At 42.1% G+C, this 20,523-nt stretch carries 15 protein-coding genes and 1 rRNA gene; 10 read left to right on the forward strand and 6 right to left on the reverse strand.

Features of this window, described 5'->3' with window-relative positions:
• Positions 1–180: ribosomal RNA gene (locus tag WN50_RS27710) — 16S ribosomal RNA — on the reverse strand; the annotation flags it as partial.
• Between the two features lie 900 nt (positions 181–1,080).
• On the opposite strand from WN50_RS27710, the gene WN50_RS27715 reads away from it, so the two are divergent.
• Together WN50_RS27715 and WN50_RS27725 are read left to right on the forward strand one after the other, a co-directional pair.
• Positions 1,081–2,937, forward strand: a complete 1,857-nt coding sequence (locus WN50_RS27715) for a caspase family protein (protein WP_046277675.1) — start codon at positions 1,081–1,083, stop codon at positions 2,935–2,937.
• A 497-nt stretch (positions 2,938–3,434) separates the two neighbouring features.
• Complete coding sequence (locus tag WN50_RS27725) at positions 3,435–5,699, forward strand: glycosyltransferase (RefSeq protein ID WP_046277654.1); 2,265 nt, start codon at positions 3,435–3,437, stop codon at positions 5,697–5,699.
• Positions 5,700–5,758: 59 nt separating this feature from the next.
• Here WN50_RS27725 and WN50_RS27730 read toward each other — a convergent pair whose 3' ends face one another.
• Entirely contained in the window at positions 5,759–7,393 is a 1,635-nt protein-coding gene (locus WN50_RS27730) for a Ppx/GppA phosphatase family protein (protein ID WP_046277655.1), read from the reverse strand.
• A 303-nt stretch (positions 7,394–7,696) separates the two neighbouring features.
• On the opposite strand from WN50_RS27730, the gene WN50_RS27735 reads away from it, so the two are divergent.
• Positions 7,697–8,581 (forward strand): 4-hydroxybenzoate solanesyltransferase, encoded by an 885-nt coding sequence (locus tag WN50_RS27735; protein WP_046277656.1) that lies wholly within the window; start codon positions 7,697–7,699, stop codon positions 8,579–8,581.
• 17 nt (positions 8,582–8,598) lie between these two features.
• Here the strand turns inward: WN50_RS27735 and WN50_RS27740 are convergent, their stop codons facing one another.
• Positions 8,599–9,645: a DUF389 domain-containing protein gene (locus WN50_RS27740; protein ID WP_046277657.1), complete on the reverse strand. Its 1,047-nt coding sequence runs from the start codon at positions 9,643–9,645 to the stop codon at positions 8,599–8,601.
• Positions 9,646–9,751: 106 nt separating this feature from the next.
• Between WN50_RS27740 and WN50_RS27745 the strand changes: the two genes are divergently transcribed.
• From WN50_RS27745 to WN50_RS27755, 3 genes are all read left to right on the forward strand, one after another.
• Complete coding sequence (locus WN50_RS27745; protein WP_046277658.1) at positions 9,752–10,270, forward strand: TIGR00725 family protein; 519 nt, start codon at positions 9,752–9,754, stop codon at positions 10,268–10,270.
• A 232-nt stretch (positions 10,271–10,502) separates the two neighbouring features.
• On the forward strand, positions 10,503–11,396 hold the full coding sequence (locus tag WN50_RS27750; RefSeq protein WP_046277659.1) for a class I SAM-dependent methyltransferase: 894 nt from the start codon (positions 10,503–10,505) through the stop codon (positions 11,394–11,396).
• A 207-nt stretch (positions 11,397–11,603) separates the two neighbouring features.
• On the forward strand, positions 11,604–12,311 hold the full coding sequence (locus tag WN50_RS27755; RefSeq protein WP_046277660.1) for an HAD family hydrolase: 708 nt from the start codon (positions 11,604–11,606) through the stop codon (positions 12,309–12,311).
• A gap of 82 nt (positions 12,312–12,393) precedes the next feature.
• On the opposite strand, the gene WN50_RS27760 is transcribed toward WN50_RS27755, so the two are convergent.
• Positions 12,394–13,416 carry a Gfo/Idh/MocA family protein gene (locus tag WN50_RS27760; protein WP_200906370.1) on the reverse strand — a complete coding sequence of 341 codons (1,023 nt, stop codon included), beginning with the start codon at positions 13,414–13,416 and terminating at the stop codon, positions 12,394–12,396.
• A gap of 74 nt (positions 13,417–13,490) precedes the next feature.
• Positions 13,491–14,330 carry a YwiC-like family protein gene (locus WN50_RS27765; protein WP_046277661.1) on the reverse strand — a complete coding sequence of 280 codons (840 nt, stop codon included), beginning with the start codon at positions 14,328–14,330 and terminating at the stop codon, positions 13,491–13,493.
• A gap of 946 nt (positions 14,331–15,276) precedes the next feature.
• Here WN50_RS27765 and WN50_RS27770 point away from each other — a divergent pair.
• Both WN50_RS27770 and WN50_RS27775 read left to right on the forward strand, forming a co-directional pair.
• A complete protein-coding gene (locus WN50_RS27770; protein WP_046277663.1) occupies positions 15,277–15,573 on the forward strand; it encodes a ferredoxin in 297 nt (98 codons plus the stop codon).
• Between the two features lie 146 nt (positions 15,574–15,719).
• Positions 15,720–16,019, forward strand: coding sequence for a ferredoxin (locus tag WN50_RS27775; RefSeq protein WP_046277664.1), 300 nt, complete (start codon positions 15,720–15,722; stop codon positions 16,017–16,019).
• 224 nt (positions 16,020–16,243) lie between these two features.
• On the opposite strand, the gene WN50_RS27780 is transcribed toward WN50_RS27775, so the two are convergent.
• A complete protein-coding gene (locus WN50_RS27780; RefSeq protein WP_046277665.1) occupies positions 16,244–17,935 on the reverse strand; it encodes a SpoIID/LytB domain-containing protein in 1,692 nt (563 codons plus the stop codon).
• A 243-nt stretch (positions 17,936–18,178) separates the two neighbouring features.
• Here WN50_RS27780 and egtC point away from each other — a divergent pair, with 243 nt between their 5' ends.
• Together egtC and WN50_RS27790 are read left to right on the forward strand one after the other, a co-directional pair.
• Positions 18,179–18,970 (forward strand): ergothioneine biosynthesis protein EgtC, encoded by a 792-nt coding sequence (gene egtC, locus WN50_RS27785; RefSeq protein WP_046277666.1) that lies wholly within the window; start codon positions 18,179–18,181, stop codon positions 18,968–18,970.
• On the forward strand, positions 18,942–20,204 hold the full coding sequence (locus WN50_RS27790) for an SUMF1/EgtB/PvdO family nonheme iron enzyme (RefSeq protein ID WP_046277667.1): 1,263 nt from the start codon (positions 18,942–18,944) through the stop codon (positions 20,202–20,204). Before egtC ends, WN50_RS27790 begins: the two co-directional genes overlap by 29 nt.
• Positions 20,205–20,523: the final 319 nt, after the last annotated feature.

Raw genomic sequence — 20,523 nt, forward strand, 5'->3', positions numbered from 1 at the left:
TCTTTCACCTTGCGGCTCATCCGGGATTAGCAGAAGTTTCCTTCTGTTGTCCCAGTCCTAGAGGCAGATTCTCACGCGTTACTCACCCGTCCGCCACTAACTCCGAAGAGTCCGTTCGACTTGCATGTGTTAAGCAGACCGCCAGCGTTCATCCTGAGCCAGGATCAAACTCTCCGTGTTGATTTCACCACTTGAGTTAAGTTAGCTTGCTTCAGAATCGACAAAACTGCTTTTCTGAACTTGGGCTGACTCTCCGGCTAATTTCTATCTGTCAAAGCTGATTCTCGGTTTCCCAAGAACCCTCAAAATGTATTAACGAGGAGCTGTACTTAGGCTTTCAAACTATTGTATTATCTAGGTTCGGCTGCTTTCGAGTCAGTTGTCTTTTCTCGAGCGCATTTACTAATGTAGCTGAGTCTTCTGGGTTTGTCAACACTTTTTTGAAAGTTTTTTTGGGAGAGGACTAGGAAAAACTTTAATCCCAAGCACAGAGAAGGTTTCAGGGATTTTGGTCAAGGCTGAAGATCTGGGGCAGTTACTTAGACTCTTGTAATTGTCCAACTTATGACGGTCTAGGTGCTTCTCCCCCGAGAGGATTCACTCTAGCTTTTTGGGACAATACCCGCGTTCCAGATACCCAGTCCTTATATAAGAAGTTTTAGAGTCGGCACATTGAGTGTGCTATCGTTTTTGCAGAGATTCAGACCTATATCTAAAAGGTGTCAGTCAGCACCCCGCTCTAAAGAGACGGGGCATCATGCTTCTCTTTTTAGGTAGCTGACCAGCCTAAGTCCCTTGAGGACTACGTTATCGGTGAGAGTTAACGTTCCTACCCTGAGATGCTTGGGGCGTCGCCGGCTCATGAACCACAGCATTAAACAGTCCTACGAGGGGTAAGACAGTGTGTTGTCGAAAGTACCGACCGATAACATTGGCTCGGCAAACATTACCCCAGAAATGGGTGTTGGGGGCAACCATACCCCGATTAATTTTTTTATACAGGCGGTTTTAACCGCTCGTGTCGTTTTTCCTCCCCGGTCTAAAGACACGGGGCTTCCAAACTCCCGGAGGTTTCTCGTGATGAAACATCACGCTTGCATCACAATTGGAATTAACCAGTATCAATATCTACAACCCCTCAGCTATGCCCAGAGAGATGCTGAGGCTCTACATAGCTTCCTGGTTGAAAAGGCAGGGTTTTCACCCGACCAAAGTTTATTAATGAGTGACACCTCACCCGAAGTCTGGGGAATTCCCACTTATCCCAATCGCGATAACCTCGACGATTGGATCGACGCCCTCTGTAAAGAACAGTTGCATTCTGGTGATCAGCTTTGGTGTTTTTTTAGTGGCTATGCTCTCACCCATGAAGGACAGGATTACCTGATGCCCATTGACGGCAATCCTGCAAATATAGAAGCGACAGGACTATCTATAAAGTCACTATTTGAGAAACTCAAACAAGCTCCTACCTCAGAACTACTGGTTTTGCTGGATATAAACCGTAGTCAAGGGGCGCGTGCTGGGACTGCTGTCGGAGCAACCACAATGGAACTCGCCAACCAAATGGCAATTCCCACGTTACTCTCCTGTCGCCCTGACCAAGTTTCTCGAGAAACCTCGGCTTTACGTCATGGATTTTTTACCGCAGCCATTTTAGAGGCACTAAACTCTGGAGAATGCAAAACGATTCAAAGTTTGTGTCATTTCCTGAGCAATCGCCTACCCCAGTTAACAGATCAACACCTGCGACCCAAACAGAACCCTGTGTTTGTACTCAATCCAGCAGGCAAAATTGATCAAATCATACTACCCGATCAGTTGCCTGCCACTGTGACAATGGCAAGCCATAATGGAAGTAGTATTCTCAATTCAGCTTCAGAACACAAGCAAAATGGAGCTGCCCCTAAAACAACTGATAGCCGAGTCAAATTTCCTTTAAGGTTTGGCAGTCCCCATTCCAATAAAACGCCTGAACATTCCTCCGTCAAGCCGACTCCAACGACAACCGCTCATCAGTCTCCCAATTCAACACCAGCTCAGATCGACCCCCCGGCTCAAAAAACTTCTACCAAAGAAACTATGTCGGATAGATCATTTTTACAGCAACTCATTCTCTGGAGTGGAGCGACTGCACTATTACTACTACTGGGTGTCTTCTACACGAACAAGTCCATCTTTCTCGGTCAAAAAACGACAGGGATTTCATCAACCAGTCCTATAGAACTGATCGATAATCCATCTCAGCAAGCTTCCCCGTCAAAACCCAACTCTAGTAGCTCTTCCTCTGCTAATCAGGGAACAACAGCGCCAGAAAATCAGCTTGATAGTCAAACTTTGCTGGAGCGTTCCAAAGCCTCTTTACAAAATGCTTCAGCATCTAGCTTTAGCAATGCAATCGTTATTGCTAGTCAAATTCCCCAACGAGATCCCCTCTATCCATCTGCTCAAGAAAACATAGAACGTTGGAGTCAAACTATTTTAGATATTGCTGAGGCACGAGCGCAAACAGGCAACTTCTCCGATGCACTAGCTGCGGCTAAACTTGTCCCTCAGACGAATCGCCAAATTTATCAACAGGCGCAACTGCAAATTCAGAAATGGCAACCAAAGGAACAACAGATTCAGCAAAGTTTTGCTCGCTTAAAAGCAGCACAAACTCGAATTAAACCAGGACAAGCTTCGTCCTATAGTGATGCGATTAACGAAGCTCGTAAAATCAAACCAGACGAAGCAGCTTATCAGCAAGCCCAACAGTCAATTTCACAATGGAGTGCAGAAATTTTAAAAGTTGCTCAGTCCCGCGCTCAGAACAAACAGTTTGAGAGTGCTATCCAAGCCGCTCAGTTAGTTCCTGTGGATACATCCTCACACGCAGCAGCACAAAAAGCGATCGCTAGCTGGCAAACTCAACTCAAGAGTAACAATAAAAATTGACAACTTTTAACCTTGACAGATAGTAATCTAAGTCGGTTTGCTTTTGTGAGCAGAATCAATCAGAAAAAGTATAGATATTGAGTTGATTGACTATTGTCAAGGATAAATCAAAAATATTGAGCGTTTCCTCAATAGGAATCACTTTGATCAAACAACAGGGGGAGGATAGGAATCTTAAAAAAGTGGTAGCGAAAAATGGGGTAGGCATTGCTTACCCTGATTGGTTTGGGAATTGCCGAGTCAGAATTTCACGGGATTCTCAGTTCAAACTTATGAAATATTAAGCAAAGTGTTGTTTAATATTCTATGTTGAGCAAAAGTTTTCAAGCTCAAAGGTTGACTTTTACAGTGAACAGATGATTTCACTGAAATTTTCTCATTCAAGTTGAATAAAAATGTTAAATAATCTAACAGAGTAACTTTGTTGAAGTCTGACTTTTACAGCCACTCGGCTGCTAGAGCGAGTCAATATCCGTCAATTTAGGAGTTTTAATAGTATGACATCTGGGTATAATCAAAGCTTGAGACAACGCCTTATTTTGAGTCTCAGTCGTCCCCGCATCGCCACATTAATTTTGCTGAGTCTGATTACTTTGTTTGCAACCGTTGCATGGGGATGGTTTTCTGGAGAAGAAACAATTAGCCATTTTTTTGCTCATATTCATCTTGGACAACAAAATCCTCCGATTTGGATACAAGCACCACAGATTTCACCAAAATATCTATTATTGCCCACAATTGTATTAACAACAACTGCTCTAGCGGTCATCAAAATTTCTCCTTACCCTAAGTTATGGTCACGGGTAATTATTGTCGCAATTGTGTTAGCTTTAATGATTCGCTATATTTTATGGCGATCGCTATCTAGTTTAAATTTAAGTGATCCGTTGAATGGAACATTCAGTGTAGGGTTACTCTTATTTGAAGTCTTAATCTGGACTTCAGCTATTATTCGACTGTGGTTAATGCTGAAAATCAAAGATCGAACTCAGCAAGCCAATCAAATGGAAATTGATGTCAGAGAGGAAAAATACACCCCAACAGTTGACATTTTAATTCCCACCTATCAAGAACCCGCTTTCATTTTAAAGCGCACGATTATCGGTTGTCAAGGGATAGATTATCCTCAAAAAACAGTTTATTTACTTGATGATAGTCAGCGTCCAGAAATAAAACAACTCGCTCAAGAATTAGGATGCAAATATATTGCTAGATCCGAAAATATTGACGCTAAAGCAGGTAACTTAAATCATGCACTTCCTTTAACTCGGGGTGAACTGATAGCCGTTTTCGATGCAGATTTTATTCCAACCCGGAATTTTCTCCATCGAACTATTGGCTTTTTCCAGGACAAAAAAGTGGCTCTAGTTCAAACACCACAAAGCTTTTACAACCCCGATCCGATTGCTCGAAATCTAGGCTTAGAAAAGATTTTGACATCGGATGAAGAAGTCTTTTATCGACAAATTGAGTTACTAAAAGATGGAGTAAATAGTGCAGTTTGTGCTGGAACATCGTTTGTTGTTCAGCGTCATGCCTTAGAAGAAATTGGTGGATTTGTAACAGAATCTACGAGCGAAGATTATTTCACAGGGATTCGTTTATCTGCGAGTGGCTATCAACTCATTTACCTGAAGGAAAAACTAAGTGCTGGACTCGCAGCAGAAGATATGACCAACTATTTTGTGCAACGGGAGCGATGGGGTAGAGGAACACTGCAAGCTTTCTTTATTAACTCTAATCCTTTGACCATTCCAGGTCTAACATTGTCTCAGAGATTAGCACATTTAGAAGGATTAATTAGTTGGTTAGCCAGTTGGGCTTATGCTTACTTCTTAAGTATGCCATTAGTTTATGCCTTTTTAGGAGTTTTTCCGATCAAAGCAACCTTGGAAGAATGGTTGTATTTCTTTGTCCCCTATTATCTGGTTCAATTGGTCGTTTTTAGATGGCTAAACTATCAGAGTCGTTCGGTCATCATTTCAGGAATTTATGAAGTGATTCTCTGTTTTCCCCTGTCTTTAGCGGTTCTTTTAGCATTGATTAATCCCTTTAAACAGAAATTTAAAGTGACTGAAAAAGGTCTTGCTAGTGATCAATTTACATTCAATTGGAATCTTGCTTTACCTTTGATTCTGTTATTCATTGCGACCGTGATCGGACTGTTAAGAATATTAGGAGTTTGGGGAACAGTACCAATAACTACTGAAGTTGCTGAACTGTCTCAAAATTCCCATCTCGCTTTACTTTGGAGTGCGTACAATTTGTTGAGTATTGCTGCCGCCATTTTCGCTTTAATCGACGCTCCCAAATCCGAGAATGATGATCAGTTTGAACTCCGAAAAATTATCCGGTTAGAACTAGCAAACCAAACGTTTTGGGGAATCACAAGCAAACTGTCTGAAGTCGGAGCAGAAATTGAGATTACCCGAGAATTTATTGACAAAACTCAATATCAAAACTTTCTACTTTCCGCTCAGTCTTTACCTGTTCAGCTAGATATAATAGATGAACAAGTAAAGCTAACCGCAGAAATTATAAGTTCCACTTTGGTGGATTCATATCTGACCCTAAAAGTCAAGTTTAAACGAGTAAGTCTTTCTCAACATCGACAGTTAGTAAAAATGCTCTTTTGCCGTCCAGGTCAGTGGAAAGAGCGACAAGCACCCGGAGAACTCTACTCATTATTCTTGATAGTTAAAACGCTGTTAAAACTACCTTTTTTGCGTAACCGTAACGAACAAAAAACTAGAGTAGGTTAATCACAACTCTAGTCGCTAAACTTGATCAAACTGACCTTATTTACAACATTGAACTTGAATCACACCACAACGGCTAAGGATTCTAAAGATGCAACCACTTTCAATCCATACTCGATCTCAAAAGCTTCTTTTTCAAAATTCAAACTCCATAACTCCAAAGCACAATCATCTTGAGGATCAGCAGGTTTTAGGCTGATCAGAAATTCTCCAGCTTCCCAATGACACTGACAGTTCACCTGAGCGACTGCACCAATTTGTCGTCGATCTAAAGCAACCGCCAACCGCAGTATAGGGCTTAACTTATCTACAATTTGGCGGTGTTTTTTAGAAAGACTTTGATAATTCTCGTGTTTTTTCTTAGGTGGGCTTTTCCGATGATAACGCGCTAAATTAGCAATGGTTTCAATTTCCGTCTCTGTATATCCTAGAAGTTCTCCATGTCGAATTAAGTAATAAGAATGCTTATGAAGAGCGGAATGACTAATGTACAAACCACTATTATGTAAGATTCCAGCGGCCCATAAAAACTCACGTTCTTCTGGGCCAAAATCGTGAAGAATGCGTTGAGTTTGGTCAAACAAATTCAGTGCAAAAGCGGCGACTCGTTCACCATGATCTAAGTCTACTTGATATTTTTGAGCAATTTTCAGGATGCTGCGCTGACGGATCGAACTTCCATAGCGTAATCGATCTTCAATTAATCCATGCGTCAGCATCCAGTCAACAATTACCCCTTCTCGGAGACTCCGTTCACAAACTGTTAAAGAGTCAATTTTTAGAAGGGTCATTGCTTCTTGTAATATCAAAGCTCCTGCTAAAATAATCTCAGCCCGTTTATCAGAAATACCCGGAATTTCCAAGCGTTCAGCATAAGACATTTTGCGAAACCGATTGACCAAATCTTGCAAATCACTCAATTTCAGTTCATAACCCGTTAAAGGAGTGGGTTCGGTTCCTAATTTTTCGCGAGCATTAATAATAGCTAAAGTTTCAATCGTTCCCGATGTTCCCAGTAAACGCAGAGGTTCTCCTTTTTTGAGATTAGACGCCAGTTCATCAACTGTTCGTTCTAACATTCCGCGAATATAAGCCTGTAAATATAAAAATTCATTCCGACTAATCGGATCACTTTTAACATAGTCTTGAGTGAGACGAACGGCACCGACTTTCGTACTGCTTAAAAATATAGGTTCTCGACCTTCTCCTAGAATTAACTCTGTAGATCCCCCTCCAATATCAATAATAATGTGAGGTTGATTGTTAAACTCCATTGCGGATAGAACCCCTAGATAAATTCTGCGGGCTTCCTCTTGACCTGAGATGACACTAATATCTAGATTCAATTCATCAGAGACTTGTTTGATAAAATCTCGACCATTGGGCGCTTCTCGGACTGCACTGGTTGCGACGGCAACAATTTGTTCAGCATTATAAGTTTTAGCGATTTCTTGAAAACGACGTAAACAGATAATTCCTCGTTCGATCACTTCAGATTTTAAACGACCTTTTTGATCAAAATCACCGAGCCGAACCATGTCTTTCTCTCGATCAATAATGGTAAAACTCGGCAATGTCGGATCAATTTTGACAATCACCATATGAAAGGAGTTTGTACCGAGATCGATAGCCGCAATCATTCGATCTAAGCCTGGGGAAGAAGCAGAAATTTTAGTTGTAGAAACTGAATTAACCATGAAACTTAAATTAGAGCGTTCATTATATCGATCATCTCATACAATCAACCCGAAGGAGTATCCGGTTTTTTGGTCGATAGAGATTCTCACTCAAATCCTAGCAGAACTTTCCCCTTAAGAACAGCATTCAAATCGATGAGTTTTTCGATTAATTGCCACTCAAATCTGGAGAGATTCGATCTAAGCTGCCGAAAACAGTCAACTCATCGTAATCAAAACTCAAGGGGCGATTACCCATGACAGGCTAACGCAGAAACTATAGAATAAAAACTGAAAACTGAGCGCAAATTGAAACCAATCGAGATGCTAATTCAATCTGAGCCTAAATCTGAATCAACTTTAATCCAAATTGTTCGATTGCTGAGATGGGATAAACCCGCAGGACGCCTCATCTTAATGATTCCTGCACTTTGGGCGGTGTTTTTAGCCTCACAAGCAACACCACCCTGGATTTTGGTTCTCGTTATAATATTTGGCAGCGTCGCCACCAGTGCCGCCGGATGTGTGATTAACGACTTGTGGGATCGCGATATTGATCCAGAAGTTGAACGCACTCGAAACCGTCCCCTCGCTTCTCGGGCGCTAACGGTAAAAACGGGTATTGTTGTTGCTTTTATTGCCTTTGCTTGTGCTGCGGGGTTAGCCTTTTACCTCAATCCCCTGAGTTTTTGGCTGTGTGTCGCCGCCGTACCTGTAATTATTGGCTATCCCCTCGCAAAACGGTTTTTCCCGGTGCCGCAATTGGTGCTTTCTATTGCTTGGGGTTTTGCGGTTTTAATTAGTTGGAGTGCGGCGGTTTCACATTTGGAACCTGCAACTTGGTTACTTTGGGGAGCAACTGTGCTTTGGACTTTGGGCTTTGATACAGTCTATGCCATGAGCGATCGCGAAGACGACAAACGTATGGGGGTTAATTCCAGTGCGTTATTTTTTGGCGATCAAGCGGCTGATGCAGTTGGTATTTTCTTTTTGGCTACGGCTAGTTTATTAGCAGCGCTGGGAATTCAGATGGAATTACATTGGGAATATGGGGTGAGTTTGGCGATCGCTGTTGGAATTTGGTTTCAGCAATATCGTCAATTACGACAACCCGAAATTCCCAAACCAGTTTATGGTGAAATTTTTCGTCAGAATGTTTGGGTGGGTTTCATTTTATTAGCCGGAATGATCAGTGGAACTTTGTTGTAGGAATAAACCCTAAATGTTCAAGGCAATAATTTCTTCTTTCCTAAATGAATGGTCTTCATTTCTGAGTTTATATCCTGTTTCTTCATTGATTTATTATCCGCTTCCGGCAAATCCTCTAACAGTTTTTCTGCTCTGACTTCTGTCACTGAGTCTAATAAAACAATCAGTTCAAACTCTCGCCCCATTCTTTCCATCAGAAATTCTTGAACTAAACGAACTTGTTTGGGAGTAATTGGCTCTTCTGAGCGGACTTTGAGATAAACAGATGCAGGCTGTTTTGTCCAAATCATATCAGTATCGAGGAGTTCCACTCGCTGACCTGTCAGTGTATTTCTGGTGAAAATTCGCGTAAGATTATATTCGACTTGACCTTGAATGATCAATCGAATTAAACTTAATCCCAAGGGAAAAAATAAGATTCCCGTCAGGATAATCGCCCAGCCGAATGCTAGATTGACTCGACTATAGCCTGTCACAATAAAAACAATCATACAGGCGAGGGTAATCCCTAACAGGTTGGTAAAATACAGTAAAAAAGCACCATAACTCTGACTCCAAATTCCTTGAGATAGGGTTAAACCCACTGCACATAAAGGCGGCATTAAGGCGACGGCAATCGCCGTCCCTGCTACGGCATCGTTAATTCCTTGTCGAACTTTAGAAAAACCACTGAGTCCCCCTGCTACGACTGCTATTCCTAAGTCAATCAGTGTGGGTTCAGTCCGAGCCAGAACTTCTGATCCAAAATACTGAAAACCTGTTATACGCCCTAAGAAAATGGATAATAGTAAGGCAACTACAGTAGCAGCCGACAGTGAAATAATACTCCGGCGAAATAAATCTGTATTCCCTTCTAAAGCGGCAAAAGCGAGTCCTCTGAGCGGTAACATTAAAGGAGCAACTAACATCGCCCCAATAATCACAGCCGTGCTGTTACTCAGTAACCCAAATGTGGCAATCAAACAGGAGGTAATAACCAGAACTATGTAGTTAGAATTCAGGTTAGATTCTGCCATTAACTCTTGGTGCATCTGAAGAATGGCAGGTGCAGGAACTTTAGCCATAACAGCAAGTTTAATTAAAAAGAATAGAGCTAGAATAGCATACCAACTGTAGCTTTTAGATATTTTTTCAACTTTTTTTAAAGATAAAACCGTTTTAATTTTCCCTATGAAAAAAACGATTATTGGTGTTATGGGTCCAGGTGAAACAGCAACCTCAGTTGATCTCGAAAATGCCTATCAACTTGGTCAACTGATTGCCCAACAAGGATGGGTTTTATTAACAGGAGGACGAAACGTTGGAGTCATGGAAGCAGCCTGTCAGGGTGCCAAATCTGCCCAGGGTTTAACGCTGGGAATTTTGCCAGGATCAACTTCATCGGGAATGTCTGAAGCGGTTGATATTGCTATTTTTACCAACTTAGGAAATGCTCGAAATGCGATTAATGTTCTTTCCTCTGATGTAGTCATTGCCTGTGGAATGGGAGCCGGAACAGCCTCAGAAATTGCCCTAGCTATCAAAGATAATAAAACTGTCATTCTACTCAATCAATATCCAGAAAGTCAAGTCTTTTTTCAAAACTTATCTCCCCGTCAAGTTGATCGAGTTGACACCCCTCAAGAAGCTATTCAGATAGTCATGCACTGCCTGTCTGAACAGCCTGTTTATCCCGATGACTGTCACTAATATTTAGGAGTGAAATCGTTTTTCCCGGCAACTCAAACTGATCATTGATCCGAATCTGGCAATCTTAAAGATTGATGGTCTAGAATATCCCTGATACCCAAAAATTGAGTGGAGTTGTCCAACCCAAACTCAAACCCGACTCAACTCAAACTGCACAGGTTGAAAGGTCAAATGTCAGTAGACTCAGGCTATCAACCTCAACATCACCTAATCTAACTCAAAACGAATTCCTATGTCCGTTCGTCAAGATACAATTTTCAAACAGTTTCTAGCCCCGCTTGTTGAGAATATTCTCATTGATCGAGAAGCCCTAAAACAATTTCAGCAAAGCATTAATTGGGAGAAAGAAACCACTCGCATCACCAATCCTCGTTTAACCTATCCAGACTATTACCAATCTCAAGATTTTCACGGTATTAAAGGCGGATATCTAAACCCAGAAGCTGCGGTTTATTACGATTCGATTACCCAGTATGTTTTACCTCCTGCTGAACCCATTGTCAGACAAGGATTGATTGATAGAATTCGAGTTAAACCCCGTAAAATTCTAGATTTAGGATGTGGTACAGGTTCAACAACATTACTTTTGAAACAAGCCTTTCCCTCAGCAGAAGTGATCGGTGTAGATTTATCTCCTTATCTGTTAGTTGTCGCTGAAGTCAAAGCCAAAAAAGCCGAATTAGACATTAAGTTTAAACAGGCTAACGCTGAAACAACCGGGTTTGATGAAGCATCTTTTGATCTCGTCACTGCGTCTTTTTTATTCCATGAAACACCGCCAGAAATTGCTCAAACCATTGTAAAAGAGAGTTTTCGTTTACTGCGCGTTGGTGGAGAAATGATTGTTTTAGACGCAAATCAACACACATTGCGTCAGACAGAATGGTTAACCGAAATATTTGAGGATCCTTATACTAAAGCCTATGCTGCGGCGAGTGTAGATGCTTGGATGACAAAAGCCGAATTTGCTCAAGTACAAACGGATCAGTGGTGGTGGGTTCATCAAATTAGTCAGGGGATTAAACCCATTCTGAACAATACCTCAACATCAGTGAATTCTCAGACTCAAGTAAGCTACAATAATCCCACATTTGATCATTCTGCTGGACTACCAGCACCCGCTTAAATCATCAGTATAATGATGTTTTTTTTCGAGGTTAACTTGAAAAAATTTCTCTTTTATAGCAGTCAAAGCCGAGATTAGGACACTGTTTTTCTGTCAAATCCTTTTATGATAAAGGTTTCAATTCTGTCTCCTGTCTCCTGTCTCCTGACTTCTGCTATATAACCCGGAATGTTCGCTGTTTAAAATCATTTATAGACTTCAGTTTCTATGACTCTAAAAGCAATTTTGTTTGACTTCAACGGTATTATTATTAATGATGAGCCGCTTCACGAACGGCTAATTGAGCAGTTACTCATTGAAGAAAATTTACGTGCTAAACCTGATGAATTTCGACAATATTGTTTGGGACGTACCGATCGCGGTTGCTTGAGAGACTTACTCAGCAGTCGGGGTAGAGTTGTTACCGATGAATATCTTGAACGGTTAATTCATCGCAAAACTCAAGCCTATTGTCAACAAATGGAAGCCATAGAAGAATTACCCATTTATGCAGGAGTTCAAGAGTTTGTTTTAAAAATTCACGCGGCTGAGTTGAAAATGGCGGTTGTCAGTGGAGCGGTACGATCAGAAATAGAATTGATCTTAAATCGTGTTAATATTGCTGAATATTTCTCGGTGATTGTAGCCGGAGATGAGATTACAAACAGCAAACCCGATCCCGAAGGTTATTTATTAGCAGTTGAACGACTCAATCAAAAATACCCAGAACTCAATTTACATCCATCCGAATGTTTAGCCATCGAAGATACATTTCCAGGAATTAAAGCCGCTCAACAAGCAAAAATTGCGGTTGTAGGAGTCGCTCATACTTATCCCTTTCATATGCTTCAACGGGTAGCAAATTGGTCTGTTGATTGTTTCTCTGATCTTGAACTAGAGCGAATTCAACAAAGTTATGAGTTGGAAGTTGCATGAACTTAGAGGAGTTAAAAGTGTGGCGATCGCACCCAACGATTAGACTTGCGATCTTCGCCCAACAACGAGCGCCAAAACACACCTAATTTTCCATCACAATAGTTTCACCCGTTTCGGCTGACTGTTTGGCTGCATCGGCAACTTTTAGCGTATAAGCACTTTCTGAAGCCGTAACATAAAGAGGAGTATTATGTAATAGATGATCTAATACAATCTGAGTATCTTTAGCAAATAATCCCCGACGAGTACCCACTTCTATCGTTTGTGAACTCTCCCCTTGAATGAGTTGACCTTGTTCGGGTGTGAAAATTAAGGTTCCATTCTCACCATATAACGTAAATGTATTTTCAGATTGCCAAAAAACTTCTCCTTTACCATAAACTGACTCGGCTACAATTCCCTTTTTAAATTGCAGTTGAGCGGTACACAAACAAGCTTTATAATAATCTATTTTTTCCTCTGCTTGTTCATTCCAAAAGCGGCTTTGACAGTTAACCGTTTGAACTTCACCAAACAAATCAGTTAAACGATGAAAGCGGGACAGCGCACCGGAAAAAGGAAACCCAAACAGTGAGTGTTGATAAGTCCATTTATCGGGAGCAGGGTGTTTAGGGCTGATCGTAATATAACGAGCATAAAACACCTGACCAATATCGCCTAGAGAGTTCTTAATAGCGGTGTGCAACCCTCCCAACAGTTCTATATGTTCGACGTGTAGGAGTTTATTCTGGTGTTGAGCGAGGGTGATCAGTTCTTGGGCAACAATCGGATCTAAACTGAGGGGATATTCGACAATAACGTGTTTATGATTTTCTAACGCGGCTCGTACAATCATGTCATGATCACGGTTAATAGTCGAAATAACCACTAAGTCTAGATCTTCGCGTTTGACTAATTCTTCCCAAGACGCAGAGGCTTCCACACCCAAGCGTTGACAGAGGGCTTTCGTCTTATCTGAAGTATGGCCTGTGAGGGTTATCAGTTGCGATCGCCAGTCTGTTTTTAATGTCTCCGCTCGGGTTTGAGCGGCATATCCCGTCCCTACAATACCGACTCGAATGGGTGTTGAGATAGGACTATAAGAGAAAAGAGCGCTTTGCACCATAAAACAATTATTTTTTGATCTTCGGCAGTTTCATTGTCGCTCTTTAGCGTGATTTCGCATAGGTGTTCGGCAGATCACGAAGTGGGTAAATGAGCCGGAAGAACACTAATGGCTGCGATCGCAATATACATCAAAGCCCATCGGGTTTCAAAGATAGCAACATAATGAAATTTTGTCGTGCGATACCACTCAAACCGCCAACAAACCATCATAAATTTGAGCAATGCGACGGCAAAAGCCAGCGCTGTTACTAGAGATAGACAGTTTAAGCCATAGAGGATGATCACGATAACACTGGCGACTGTATGATAAACGGTTCCGGCTTTCAGGGACATGGTTTTCTTTTTTCGCAGCTTGAAGGTAAATACCGCACTCCCGAAAAACAGAGTATTGAGTATCCACAGGGCGATCGCATCAAAGGATAAATGTCCAGTTGTTGCGGTATAAGCTAGAGGTGCAGCTAAACAGATGGCGGTAAACCCGTTGAGTTCGTTGACAATGGATTTTTGTTTGTGGTAGTAGACATGAAGAGCATCTATGATCAAGGCGATGCTCCCCATCAGGTAAATCCACACCAACTCGGGTGTCTGTAGATAGAGTTTGATCGCGATCGCTAGAGCAATTGTTCCATAGAGTCCTGTCCATAGCACAAAGCGGGGCTTCCAACTGCGCCGTTGCTTAATTTGTAAAATTAGAGGATATTCGGCTTGCAGGGCAAAGAAGGCACAGATCAGGGCGAGGGTAGTTGAGCTTGTCCAGTGTTGAGCTAAAGCAGATCCAGTGAGAACTGCTCCTAATAGAATTAGCAAAATACCCTGTTCTGGAGAGAAAGTTGGGCGATACCAAGCTTGTAACTTCGAGGGAACTTGTTGCGGCGATAGAGAAGCTGTAGACGGAAGAGTTGATGCTGTCATGGTTCTGGGGTAGGAAAAGGGTTAAATGGGTCAGGGGTTAGGTTCAATTTTATTGCAAGTTATTCTCAATAATAAGGAGATTGTATGGGGAAGAAAAGTATCTGAGTCTACAGAAAATAAAATTTATTGTGGTAGGGTCTGGAAAATTATTAAAAATAATTCAGAATAAGGGGAGTAAGTGGGATGATTCATACCAATTCTTTATGAAGCTGCATCTAATTGATCCCCCCCAACCCCCCTTAAAAAGGGGGGATCAAGGGCAGGGCTGTTTCATTCTAATTTTTGGCGTTCGCGCAGCGTGCCGTCAGGCGTATCGCTAAACCTTTGATGGGGGGCAAGTTTTAGGCTCTATTTAAACAGAAAATATCAAAACTGTTGAAATAATCCTCCTTTTCTTTACAGAGAAAGGCTTTTAAGATTTGGCGATCGCATTTTTGAACCGAGAATGAAACAGCCCTGGGGATCAAAGGGGGATTGCTCGGGGGGTGGCGTTTGCGAAGCTTATCCGAAGGATATAGCCGGGGGGATACGCCTGACGGCACGCTACGCGAAGGTCAAAAGTTCCATGATTAGAAAGAAATGGTATCAGGAGAAGGGGGATAACCCGTGTTTCCAGTTATAGGGGTGTGCCATATCAGTGGGTTCGCGTAGTGTGCCTAGAGTGGATCTTCTGAAAATCCCCTGTAAACTGCTCTGTACTCTCTAGGCTCTGGCTGCCTAGTTGTGTTTTTTGGGGGTCAGGTATAAGCAATTAGGATGTAATTAGAAAAATTTATAATAAAAACCATTCAAACTATCTCCAAGATCGGTTGTAAAACGTCGGTTTTTTCCCTTAATATCAAAAGATAAAGAAAGTCTGAAGTGCCGTTGCTCAGGCTAATCATCCCTTAGTGTTTGCATAAGGCTAGCTTATACTTTCTTGAAGTTGAACTCAGAGGAAAATCAGATGGCAAGCTATAAGGTGACGCTGAAAATGCCGGAAGGCCCAGAACAAGTGATTGATGTTCCCGATGACAAGTCGATCCTTGATATTGCTAATGAGGAAGGCCTAGATCTGCCCTTTTCCTGTAGTGCGGGCGCTTGCTCGACCTGTGCTGGTAAACTCGAATCTGGTACTGTTGATCAGTCTGATCAGTCTTTCTTAGATGATGATCAAATTGAAGCGGGATATATCCTGACTTGCGTTGCTAAACCGACCTCTGATTGCGTGATCACAACTCACCAAGAAGAAGCACTGTACTAAAACAGTACAGACTAGAAGTTACTCACAGATTGTGAGAATATCTAGATTAAGCGAAAGTCTCCGGTACAAAAACCAAGGCTGATCAAGACTGGGTTTTTGTGTGGAACTTGATAAAGCCCTAACTAAAATTTGTTGAGGAAAGCAAAATGCCGACTTACAAAGTGACCCTGAAAATGCCGGAAGGGAAGGAAGAAACCATTGAGGTTCCCGATGATGAGTATATTCTCGATTTTGCTGAAGAGAAAGGCTTAGACCTGCCATATTCCTGCCGTGCGGGCGCTTGCTCAACTTGTGGAGGTAAGCTCGAATCCGGTACTGTTGATCAGAGCGATCAGTCTTTCTTAGATGATGATCAAATTGACGCGGGATATGTCCTGACTTGCGTCGCCTATGCAACTTCGGACTGCGTGATTTTGACTCACCAAGAAGACGAAATGCCTAAGTAATCAAATGATTCAAAATTGCAGGGATATGGGACATAAAAAAAAATAGCGACCAGTTATGGCTGTAACGGGTCACTGATATCCTAAAAGGAGTTAGAAATAACCCGGCCTCAATCCCTCAACTCAGGAATCGATGATTGCTCGGGACTAGGTTATGATTCCATCAACTAGCCAGCTAGTTGAAAAGATGTTCAAATCATGCACAGGATTCTGAATTCTATTCTAACCTAGTCCCTTATTACTCGGCTTTCGTTCTCAATCATCTGTAATGGTTGCCAAAACGCAACAGATTCACTCAGACGTTTCAGCTCAGTACCCGGAAAGTAGAACTGGAGAATGCGATCGCTAGACCAACCTAACTCAGAGAGTTTGTACGATCCGGTTTGGCTTAAACCGACACCATGACCGAAGCCGCCCCCAACAAACAGATAACCATCCAGTTTTTGATCTTTGTCGTAAATCGGATCAATATAAAATAAGGTACTCACAGGCGGCCAAAAGGCATTTTGAATTTCATCCTTTTCTATCTTGATCGTCTCTTTTTCGGTTTGGACTTCCATTTGTAGAACTCGTCCAGATGGCGATCGCTGTGTGACCTTGACTTGTTTAATCGTCTGAAAATCAGGTTTAATACTATATTTACGCTCCAGATAATACTTCAGATGTGCCGTCATCGCCTTCAAACTCGTTGCTTCTCGCCAACGAAAATCGACCCAACCCTCCTCATTAAACCCCTTCTGCAAACTCATAAACCGTCGAAAATTCTGCTCGTCGGCTAAACTATTGGCAGATAAATCCCAGACTTGACCTTGTGCATCGACAACGGGGCGCAGATAGGAACGTTCAGGCCCATCCCAAATATCGTGGAAATTTGCAGTGACTCCACCACTCAACGAGAAATAAACTGCATCGGCTAATTGATTATTATAAGTCAGCACTAATCCCTCAGTCACAGCAACCCCTCGATCTGTAGACGGGTAAACTTCAGTCAGTCCCTTATAAACCTGACAGTCGGTATTGGCACAGATTTGGTAGTTATCCGCCTCAAAGCGTCGTAAATTTCGTAAGGCGTAAGTTCTCGATAAAATCGCTTGAGCTTCAATCGAAGCATCTGGGGGCCAAGCACCCATTTCGTGAGGAACCACACCCCGTAAATAAGTTTCTAGCGGAACATGATTGACTAATGTATAGGTTCCATAAGCATCGGGTTGAAGTTCCAGACTTCCGCCATAACTCATCGGTTGAGGATCTTTGCTACTTTTGTGAACCTCGATCACATTTTGAGTCGCACTCAAGAGAAGTTCATGGCGGTTGTAACGAAAACCACCCAATACCCAATAGGGAACTCGCTGCTGCTTGAGAACTTGAGTTTGTAAACGAACCTTTTGATGTCCTTGAGCTTTTATACTTTCGATCAACCAACGTCGCAATAAAGGCGTATTATAAACGCTGCGTTTCGCCCAAACTTGCCACAAGTCGGGTTGAGCGAGTTCAACTGCAATTCCCATTTCCCGCCATTTTTGGGCTTCCTCCTCGGCGGTTTCATAGCTACGATGGCTACTGAGAACGATTCGTTCATCCACCAACGGTTCAGCCAAGGGTTGGGTTTCTATTTTGAGAATGACACTCAGGGTTTGAAGAACCTTTTCACCTTCTTCTGACTGAAACCGTAGCGTTAGGTGATCATCGGGTTTGGCTTTGAGAATGAGTGTGTCCGTCGGTTTTTTCCCAAATTGCTGAACCACTCCGACTTCCAAAGTGGGGTTAAACTCTTGTTGAGTATTCGCCTGAGCGGGTGTTACGGCAAGCACACAGATAGAAACGATAACCTGAGACAGTGAGATAAAACTGAACGGATAGACGGTTAGACTGTGTTGACAGACTCGAGGAGATGTAAAGCTTGAGGTTGGAATAATCATTCAGGTCAATTCCAGTTGTATCTAAACGTTTGCATAGCGATCGCAGGCAACCATCAAGCATTGTAGAACATTGACACCGCAGTTATTCACCGGGAAACAGAGATTTCAACGGAGGGATGAATTTTGAGTTTTTCGGTTTAATGCTGTGTTGAAAGCGGATACTCTAATAGATGGGTTGATCAAAACGGATAGGTTGAGTTGAAAGGCTGGTAAAATAGAAGCTTTAAAAGTTTTCACAGTTGTATGTGTCGTTTACTTGGCTATCTTGGCTGCACAATTCCTCTAGAGCGAATTTTATCTGATCCTCCCCACTCTTTGATCGTTCAAAGCTATCAACCTCGCGAAATGAGAGAAGCCTTACTCAATGCTGATGGCTTTGGGTTAGGCTGGTATCATCCCACTCAACAAACTGATCCCTTTACCTACAAAAATATTTTTCCCGCCTGGAGCGATCTAAATCTCAAAAGTTTAGGTCGTTATATTGAGTCGGAACGAATTTTGGCTTATGTTCGCAGTGCAACTCCAGGTCAAGCGGTTAATTTAACCAATTGTCAACCGTTTCAGTTTGAACGTTTGCTATTTGTTCATAATGGCTACATCAAAGAATTTCGCACCAGTCTCTATCGACTGATTCGCAACCGTCTCCGAGATTCAGTTTACCAGAATATTGAAGGCACAACTGACTCTGAACATATTTTTGGGTTACTGATTAATGAACTGACTTCTGCCGCGCAACCCACGCTGACTGAAGCCTTACGCACGACATTAATGATCTTAGAAGAACTTGTCGAATTAGCAGATGTCAAAGCGTTAGTTAATGTGATCATCTGTGACGGGCAGCAAATGGTTGCTTCTCGATTTGCAGTTGCCGGAATTCCACCCAGTTTATATTACCTGCAAAACGATCCAAAATTCCCCCAGTCTGTGATTATTGCGTCTGAACCTTTATTTCCGGGGAATTGGCATTCTTGTCCTGAACAAAGCATTATTACTGTTGGAGAAAACCTTGATATCCACATCGAAAAACTCGCTTAAAGACAGCCTTTATTATGCCTTTCATCGCTGTCGTCTTGGCACTTTAAAACAATTGGAAGCTGTCGATGAAACTGCATTTGGCGCTCAACCTCATCCTGATTTTAGTCCGGTTGGTTGGCATTTCGGACATATTGCTTTTACAGAAGCTTATTGGTTACTCGAAAACTGTGCGGGTTTAAAACCTCTATTTCCTGAATATGATCAACTGTTTCGGGCTGATGGTTTACCGAAACATGAACGGACTCAATTACCCGTCATTTCGACAATTAATTGTTATTTAGAAGCGGTTAGAAGTCAAGTTTGGCGTTATTTCGAGACGGCACCTATCGAAGAACAAGAACGGTTATGGCGGTTTATTTTACAACATGAAAGCCAACACAGCGAAACCATTGCTTTGGTTTTGCAGTTACACCGTCTCAACTGTTCAAAAAATCAACAACTAATCTCTCAGTCTTCCTCGAAAATTTCTCATTCTCCCCAAACAATAAAAATTCCCGCAGGTGAGTTTGAAATGGGGAATAATTCAGTCGAAGCGATGGATAATGAAAAGCCTTTACATCGTCTTTATTTAGACACCTATTGGATTGATCGTTATCCGGTTACTTGTGGTCAATATCGCATATTTATGCAGGCTGGAGGATATCAAAACCGCCAATGGTGGTCAACTCAAGGATGGCAATGGTTACAACAAAATCCGGTTTCTAAACCGTTATATTGGCTAGATGATGCAATCTTTGATGATCATCCTGTTTGTGGCGTGAGTTGGTACGAAGCCGAAGCCTATTGTAAGTTTGTCGGGAAACGTTTACCGACAGAAGCAGAATGGGAAAAAGCCGCTAGTTGGGATGAAGAAACTCAAAGCAAACGGACTTATCCTTGGGGAGAAGAATTGCCAAATTCTAACCGATGTAATTGTAATGATAGCGAAAAAATGCTACAGGGAACAACGTCTGTTAATGGTTATCCTCAAGGAGAAAGTGCTTACGGAGTGCGAGATTTATTAGGGAATGTTTGGGAGTGGACAGGGAGTTGGTTTGCTGGATATTCGAGATTTGAATATTATCCTTATGTTGGATATTCTCAGAGTTATTTTGATCAGCAACATCGGGTTTTAAGAGGGGGAAGTTGGGCGACTCGTCCTTGGGCGATGCGGTGTAGTTTTCGCAATTGGTATTATCCAGGAGTCCGAGAAATATTAGCCGGTTTTCGCTGTGTTAGTCACGGTGAATTTTAATCAAAAATCACTTCGCAGGGGCGCTCTTGCTTGCGCCCTAAATTGATAAAAACAGCGCCCTAATATCATGTCCGGTTGATTAATTGCGTTATGGGGGTAGTAGGAGGGCGGGTTTATCTACATTTTTCCTCACAGACAGAGAACGAGGCAGAACCCGCCCCTACACAATGATCATTAATTAATCGGATGTGATATCAACTGATATAAATTGCGCCCTAAACTGATATCAATAATCATATAGCAGAAATCAGGAGACACCGAGACAGGAGACAGAATTGAAACCTTTATCATAAAAGGATTTGACAGAAAAACAGTGTCC

Source organism: Limnoraphis robusta CS-951 (genome assembly GCF_000972705.2).

Coding starts and splice junctions, on each gene's coding strand:
- WN50_RS27715 (WP_046277675.1), top strand. CDS start 1,081: ATGAAACATCACGCTTGCATCACAATTGGAATTAACCAGTATCAATAT.
- WN50_RS27725 (WP_046277654.1), top strand. CDS start 3,435: ATGACATCTGGGTATAATCAAAGCTTGAGACAACGCCTTATTTTGAGT.
- WN50_RS27730 (WP_046277655.1), bottom strand. CDS start 7,393: ATGGTTAATTCAGTTTCTACAACTAAAATTTCTGCTTCTTCCCCAGGC.
- WN50_RS27735 (WP_046277656.1), top strand. CDS start 7,697: ATGCTAATTCAATCTGAGCCTAAATCTGAATCAACTTTAATCCAAATT.
- WN50_RS27740 (WP_046277657.1), bottom strand. CDS start 9,645: ATGGCTAAAGTTCCTGCACCTGCCATTCTTCAGATGCACCAAGAGTTA.
- WN50_RS27745 (WP_046277658.1), top strand. CDS start 9,752: ATGAAAAAAACGATTATTGGTGTTATGGGTCCAGGTGAAACAGCAACC.
- WN50_RS27750 (WP_046277659.1), top strand. CDS start 10,503: ATGTCCGTTCGTCAAGATACAATTTTCAAACAGTTTCTAGCCCCGCTT.
- WN50_RS27755 (WP_046277660.1), top strand. CDS start 11,604: ATGACTCTAAAAGCAATTTTGTTTGACTTCAACGGTATTATTATTAAT.
- WN50_RS27760 (WP_200906370.1), bottom strand. CDS start 13,416: ATGGTGCAAAGCGCTCTTTTCTCTTATAGTCCTATCTCAACACCCATT.
- WN50_RS27765 (WP_046277661.1), bottom strand. CDS start 14,330: ATGACAGCATCAACTCTTCCGTCTACAGCTTCTCTATCGCCGCAACAA.
- WN50_RS27770 (WP_046277663.1), top strand. CDS start 15,277: ATGGCAAGCTATAAGGTGACGCTGAAAATGCCGGAAGGCCCAGAACAA.
- WN50_RS27775 (WP_046277664.1), top strand. CDS start 15,720: ATGCCGACTTACAAAGTGACCCTGAAAATGCCGGAAGGGAAGGAAGAA.
- WN50_RS27780 (WP_046277665.1), bottom strand. CDS start 17,935: ATGATTATTCCAACCTCAAGCTTTACATCTCCTCGAGTCTGTCAACAC.
- egtC (WP_046277666.1), top strand. CDS start 18,179: ATGTGTCGTTTACTTGGCTATCTTGGCTGCACAATTCCTCTAGAGCGA.